Genomic DNA, 4,533 nt, shown 5'->3' on the forward strand with positions numbered 1-4,533 from the left:
GCGCTGCGTTGATCGCTGTTCGATAGACGCATGGGAAGTACACAATGGCGAAGCAGAAGCGAGCGTCGAAGGTCAGCGCCAGCAAAACCACGAAAAAGCCTGCAGCAAAGGCTTCCGCGCGCAAGGCCGGTGCGGTGAAGGTTGCCAGGAAGGCAGCGCCGACCAGGCCTGCGAGAGCTGCAGCAAAGAAGAGTGTCACAGTATCTGTGTCTGGTAGGCGACTCAAACAGCGCCCGGCCATCAGCCACTATCGCGAAGAGGACTTTGCGACCGGCCTGCGCGCTTACGCAAAATATCGTGATCTCGGTGTGGCCGACGCGAGCGGCGGCGTCGCGCAGGCGCATGTGATCCGGCTGATCGGTCCGTGCGATCCGAAGGAGGTCTCCAAGCTGCATTACCACGATGCCGAGTTTCAGCTGGTCTATGTGCTGAATGGCTGGGTCAAGACCTATATGGACGGCGTCGGCGAACAGACCATGCGGCAGGGCTCGTGCTGGACCCAGCCGCCGCGCATCAGGCACTTCATCCGCGATTACTCGGACAATTGCGAATTGCTCGAGGTGATCCTGCCGGCAGAATTCCGGACGGTGGAAGTGAAGGCGTAACGCGCCATCCCGCGGGGCGGATCAGCGAAGCGTAATCCGTCGCGGAGTTTTTACGATGTATTCGGCCGGTGGACTACGGATTCGCCGCATCCGCCCTACGGCTGAGCACTTTCGATAAGTCTTCCGCTGACTGTGCCGCCTGCGCCTCCGCATCATGCAGCGAGAAGCGCGGCCCGTCATACAGGAACGAACACTGGTGGATGGTCACATCGCCATCCGCCACGGTGACGAAGGCATAGTCCGGCGCTTCATGCGAGCCGGGAATATGGCTCTCCGCCTCGAAGTCGAACGCGACCTGATGGGTCAGCGCGCGCTGGATATGGAACGGGATGCCGCGCCAGCTGCCCGCGATGGGGCGATGCAGATGCCCCATGAACAGGTAGTCCGGCTTTCGCGTGCGGGCGATCACGTCCCATTCGGCTTCACCATTGGCGAGCTTGATCGTGTCCATGTAGCGCAAACCGCTGTCGAAGGGCGGATGGTGCTGGAATAAAAGGAGCGGCCTGTCGGTCGGCGCCGAGGCGAGGGTCTCTTCCAGAAAGGTCAGGCGTGCGTCGCAGAGGATGCCGGCGTGATCCGGCGTATCCTCGTTCAGCGTATCCAGCGTCACGATGGTCGCGGCATCCATGACACGGACGCTCTGCACAAAGCCATGATCATCACGATCGGCCTGTGGGAAAACGGCGCGAAACGCGTCGCGCTTGTCGTGATTGCCGAGCATCGTGATGACCGGCGCGTCGAGCCGGCCAAGCTGCGCCGCGAGGCTTTCATAGGCGCCTTGCTCACCCCAATGGGCGAGATCGCCGGTGACGATGACGAAAGCGATATCGCGATGCGTCGCGTTGATCCTGTCCACCGCGATTGCCAGACGTGCAGCGGGATCGAGCCCGTAGAGTTTTCGGCCGGCGGGGACGAAATGCGTGTCGGTGAGGATGACGAATTTCATCGCTGCATGGTCTCCCGATCCCACGCCTTGTAGTCCGGCGAGCCGCCCGAGCGGATCTCGCCCTGATAGCCGAACTCGATCATGTGCACGGTGACGTAGTCCGCACCGATGAAGGCGACGCCGTAGGATTCCGGCAGGTCGGAACCAAGCAGGAATTCGGCCTCGGAGAAGCTGACAAAGCTCGCATGATTGGTGCCACGCAGCGACGTGGTCGGCACGCCCGCGGTGGAGCCGGCCATGGGCAGGTGGCAGTGGCCGAAGAAGATGTGGCGGATCTTGTCGCGGTGGCGGCCGAAGATGCGGCGGAAGGCGACGTCATCGAGGAGCCCGATGGCGTCCATCGGGCCGAGATGGGTCGGGATCGGATTGTGATGCATGAACAGGAAGAAGGGCCCGTCGCTTTCCGAAAGCTGTTGCTCCAGCCATTGCTGACGGGCTTCGCAATAGAAGCCCGCATGGCTCTCCGGTCCCCATGTGTCGAGGAACAGGCAGCGGCCAGCGGCGATGTCCTTCACGCCTTGCGCGAAGCCGCCTTCATTACATTCCGGGAACACGCCGAGAAAGGTCGCACGGTCATCGTGATTGCCGATGCAGAGCCGCACGGGCAGGGGAAATTCCTGCAGCCGCGTCTTCAGCCACTCATAGTCGGCGCGGTCGGCCCAGTCCGACAGATCGCCGGTGATCACCATCAATTCGGCATCGGCGTGGTCGCGCAGCACATGTGCGAGAGCGCGCTCGAAATTGGCGTGGGGATCGCGGCCGCCGATGGTCTTGCCGGGCGTGGTGAGATGGATGTCGCTCAGGTGGATCAGTTTCATGACGCCGCTTTCGTCGTAAGGGGATCGCGGAGCGCGATGGCGCTCCGCGATCGATGTCGCGAGGATTACTTCGCAGCGCCGACCGACTTCGGCAGCAGCTTCTGCACATCCGAGGTCATGTCGGCGAGCACCGCATCGGGCTCCTTGGTGCGGGCACCGGAGATGATGCTGTTGAGGTGATCCTTCAGCACGTCGGTGATCTTCAGGCCGTTGTCGCCGGGGAAGGCGTACCACTTGGTGAGCAGCGGCAGCTGCTTCACGGCGGTGTAGTTGTTCGGGTTCTTGACGTAGAAGTCCTTCAGATGCGTGTCGTTGGCGACCTTGTTCGGCGGCATGTAGCCTGTGGTCTCGGCCATGATCGCCGCGCCCTTCGGGCCGGTCCAGAACTTCACCACTTCCCAGGCCGCATCGCGCTTGGCCTTGTCCTTGGCGGTGATCATCACGACATTGCCGCCGGCGGGCAGGCGCCCATTCGGTGCGATGACATCGGGGAAGGTGTGCGTCTTCAGCACGAACTTGTCGCCGATCATCTGGGTGATCTTGTTCAGATCCGACGTCGAGGTGATATGGATGCCGGTCTTGCCGGCGGCGAAGGCGGCGCGGCTGGCCGGCTGGTCGAAATTCGGCATGCCGCCGTCGGTGACGACGCGGGCGATGGTGCGGATCGCGGCCTGACCCTCGGGGCCGTTGAAGGCGACCTTGGTTTCATCCGCATTCAGCATGGTGCCGCCGCGGGCGAACACCGGGGCCTGCCACAGCCAGTTGCCGGTGATGTCCCACGCATAGGTCATGCCATTGGCGCCAGGCGTCGTCGCCTTGATCTTCTTGGCGAGGTCGAACAGGCCGTCCCAGGTGGTCGGCAGGTTGTCGATGTCAGCGCCGGCCTTCCTGGCGAGATCGGTGTTGATGTAGACGACCGGCAGCGAGATCGCGAAGGGCAGGGCATAGACCTTGCCGCTCGTGGTGCCGATGTCATACATCGCTTGGTGGAAGCCCTGCTTGTCGAAATCCTTCTCGGCGGCGATGTATTCGTCGAGTGCAGCAGGAATGTTCTTGTCGACCAGCACGCGGATGCGGTTCAGGCCCTGGAAGGTGACGTCCGGCACCTGATTGGTGACGGCCTCGCGCAGCACGCGCTGGGTGGCGTCCTCGTAGGACTCGTAAGGCGCGCGCATGGTCACCTTGATGTCCGGGCGGACCTTGGCGAATTCCTCGGCGATCTGCTTGTGGGTTTCCGTGAACAGTTCGGGGAAGGGATATTGCAGCACGACTTCGGTCTTGGTCTGCGCCTGCGCGCCGGCAACGCCGGTGAGCAAAGCGAGAGCCGCAAGGGTCGATCTCATCAGCATGGGAAGTCTCCTGTCGGGGGTGGGCAGTAAAGTGGACTACTTGATGCCGGTCAGCGTGATGCCTTCGATGAAGCGGCGCTGGGCGAGCAGGAACGCGACCACGAGCGGCGCGATGATGACGATGGCGGCAGCCATGAGCGGCCCATAATTGGTACCCGCTTCCTCGTTGCGGAAGGCGGCGACCGCGAGCGGCGGGGTGCGCAGATGCTCGCTGGTGAGCACGATCAGCGGCCAGAAATAGTCGTTCCAGTGCGCGACCACCGAGAAGATGCCGAAAGCGGTGAGCGCCGGGATCGCGGTCGGCAGCATCACGCGCCAGACGATGCCGAATTCGCTGATCCCATCCATCCGTGCGGCGTCGATGAGGTCGTCGGGCACGGTCTTGAAGAACTGCCGCATCAGGAAGATGCCGAAGGCGGAGATGGTGAAGGGCACCACCATCGCGGCATAGGTGTCGAGAATGCCGAGATGATGCAGCAGCAGGAACACCGGGATCGCGGTGGCCTGGGGCGGGATCAGGATGCAGAACAGCACCAGCGCGAACAGCACGTCGCGGCCGACGAAGCGCAGTTTTGCCAGCGCATAGGCGGCGGGCAAGGCCACCAGAACCTGCAACACGAAGATCGCGATGGTGACGATGACGCCATTGATGAGGAAGCGGACGAGATCGGCCTTGGCGAAGGCCGTTCGCAGATTGTCCCACAGCGCAAAAGTGTGGGGGATGAGGTGGATGTCGGTGGTGTAGATCTCGGTCTGTGGCTTCGAGGCCGTCGAGATCATCCACACGAAGGGCAGCAGCATCAGCACCGCGCCGA

At 62.8% G+C, this 4,533-nt stretch carries 5 protein-coding genes; 1 reads left to right on the forward strand and 4 read right to left on the reverse strand.

Going from position 1 to position 4,533, the window contains the following annotated elements; translation table 11 throughout:
• The first annotated feature begins 44 nt into the window (after positions 1-44).
• On the forward strand, positions 45-605 hold the full coding sequence (locus ACIQ17_RS31115; protein WP_398473349.1) for a cupin domain-containing protein: 561 nt from the start codon (positions 45-47) through the stop codon (positions 603-605).
• A 73-nt stretch (positions 606-678) separates the two neighbouring features.
• Here ACIQ17_RS31115 and ACIQ17_RS31120 read toward each other — a convergent pair whose 3' ends face one another.
• The 4 genes from ACIQ17_RS31120 to ACIQ17_RS31135 form a co-directional block, all read right to left on the reverse strand.
• On the reverse strand, positions 679-1,551 hold the full coding sequence (locus tag ACIQ17_RS31120) for a phosphodiesterase (RefSeq protein WP_398473350.1): 873 nt from the start codon (positions 1,549-1,551) through the stop codon (positions 679-681).
• Positions 1,548-2,369, reverse strand: a complete 822-nt coding sequence (locus ACIQ17_RS31125; RefSeq protein ID WP_398473351.1) for a phosphodiesterase — start codon at positions 2,367-2,369, stop codon at positions 1,548-1,550. The genes ACIQ17_RS31120 and ACIQ17_RS31125 overlap by 4 nt, the downstream gene beginning before the upstream one ends.
• A gap of 65 nt (positions 2,370-2,434) precedes the next feature.
• The gene (locus ACIQ17_RS31130; RefSeq protein ID WP_398473352.1) at positions 2,435-3,718 is read right to left on the reverse strand and encodes an ABC transporter substrate-binding protein; all 1,284 of its coding nucleotides are present in this window, start codon (positions 3,716-3,718) and stop codon (positions 2,435-2,437) included.
• A gap of 36 nt (positions 3,719-3,754) precedes the next feature.
• On the reverse strand, positions 3,755-4,533 hold a 779-nt coding region (locus ACIQ17_RS31135), incomplete at its 5' end, for a carbohydrate ABC transporter permease (RefSeq protein ID WP_398473354.1).

It is taken from the genome of Tardiphaga sp., assembly GCF_044340795.1.
GTDB lineage: Bacteria > Pseudomonadota > Alphaproteobacteria > Rhizobiales > Xanthobacteraceae > Tardiphaga.

Coding starts and splice junctions, on each gene's coding strand:
- ACIQ17_RS31115 (WP_398473349.1), top strand. CDS start 45: ATGGCGAAGCAGAAGCGAGCGTCGAAGGTCAGCGCCAGCAAAACCACG.
- ACIQ17_RS31120 (WP_398473350.1), bottom strand. CDS start 1,551: ATGAAATTCGTCATCCTCACCGACACGCATTTCGTCCCCGCCGGCCGA.
- ACIQ17_RS31125 (WP_398473351.1), bottom strand. CDS start 2,369: ATGAAACTGATCCACCTGAGCGACATCCATCTCACCACGCCCGGCAAG.
- ACIQ17_RS31130 (WP_398473352.1), bottom strand. CDS start 3,718: ATGCTGATGAGATCGACCCTTGCGGCTCTCGCTTTGCTCACCGGCGTT.